Source organism: Pseudoalteromonas sp. MIP2626, from assembly GCF_013414205.1.
GTDB classification, from domain to species: Bacteria; Pseudomonadota; Gammaproteobacteria; order Enterobacterales; family Alteromonadaceae; genus Pseudoalteromonas; species Pseudoalteromonas nigrifaciens.
Window position 1 is genome coordinate 1 of sequence record NZ_JAATTW010000113.1, and the last position, 1,327, is coordinate 1,327.

A 1,327-nucleotide genomic window follows, 5' to 3' on the forward strand; every position below is an offset into this window, starting at 1 on the left:
AACAGATGTATGGACTCCCACTTCCATCAGAAGTAACGTAATAAGTGTTCAAACTTTTACTAAGGAGCCCATACATGTTGAATTGTAATGTGATAGCGATTGATTTAGCAAAAAATTTATTTCAAGTTTGCAAAACGCAAAGCAATGGCAAAGTTATTTATAACAAAACAATAAGCAGAGCCAAGCTTAAAGAGTTATTAATTAAAGAACAGCAATCTTTAGTTGCTATGGAATCATGTGGTGGTACGCATTATTGGGCGCAATTTGCTAAACAGGCAGGGCACCAGATCAAAGCGATCAACGCGCGACAGGTAAAAGCGTTTCGTCAAGGGCAGAAAACCGATGCAAATGATGCGCTGGCTATTTCAGTTGCAGCGAGACAGCCTCATATAAAAGGAAGTCGTTTACTTTCAGTGCAAGAGCAATGCTTACAAGGCATTGAATGTATGCGTGATTTATTAGTCAAACAAAAAGTCAGCTTAGGTAATCAACTAAGAGCTTTATTGTTAGAGTTTGGTTACCCAATTGCTCAAGGGGATACGAAGTTGACCCAAGCGATACCTGAGATATTAGAAGATGCTGAAAACAGCCTAACAGGCGCTTTTCGCTTCACAATTAACCGAGTTTATCAGCGTTTTACTGAGGCGGTCGAAGAGGTGAAGCTGATTGAAAAGCAATTGCATGAAGTAATTAAAGAAGATCAAACCTGTATACGCTTGCAAGCATTAGAAGGCGTGGGACCGGTCTGTGCAATACTGATTAAAATAGCACTAGGTAATACAACCCATTTTAAAAATGGTCGAGAAGCTGCGGCCTGCTTTGGTCTAACACCAGTACAGCATAGTAGCGGGGGAAAACAAAAGATAGGCTCGATATCTAAAGTAATAGGAAATAAGAAGCTGCGTAGTGCTTTGTATAAAGGCGCATTAGCTGTTGTTTCACAACTAGAAAAAAGAGAAGTTCGTAGCCAAAAAGATATATGGTTAAAAGAATTAAGTGTACGTCGAGGCAAAAAAGTAGCCGCAATAGCGTTAGCAAATAAAACAATCAGAACGGCTTTTGCAATGCAAAAGCATAACAAAGATTATCAGCCACAATTACTTGTGGCTTAAAAACTTGTCAGAAAGATCGATTGAAATAGGTAAGACCGACCTTCAATAGACTGTTAGGGTCTGAAGTTTGAAAAACTGCTCAACAGAAAAGTCATGAAGGTGCGAATACATTTGAGGCCAGGGGTAGCTCCTCAATTTGAGCCCGTATATAAGCTAGCATCTAATTTATTTCAATTTTATTTTTGACATTAATAGGGAGTCCATATAAGACCCTA

At 39.0% G+C, this 1,327-nt stretch carries 1 protein-coding gene; it reads left to right on the plus strand.

Going from position 1 to position 1,327, the window contains the following annotated elements; translation table 11 throughout:
* Nucleotides 1-89 precede the first annotated feature (89 nt).
* Nucleotides 90-1,112: an IS110 family transposase gene (locus HC000_RS18240; protein ID WP_346010181.1), complete on the plus strand. Its 1,023-nt coding sequence runs from the start codon at nt 90-92 to the stop codon at nt 1,110-1,112.
* Nucleotides 1,113-1,327 lie beyond the last annotated feature (215 nt).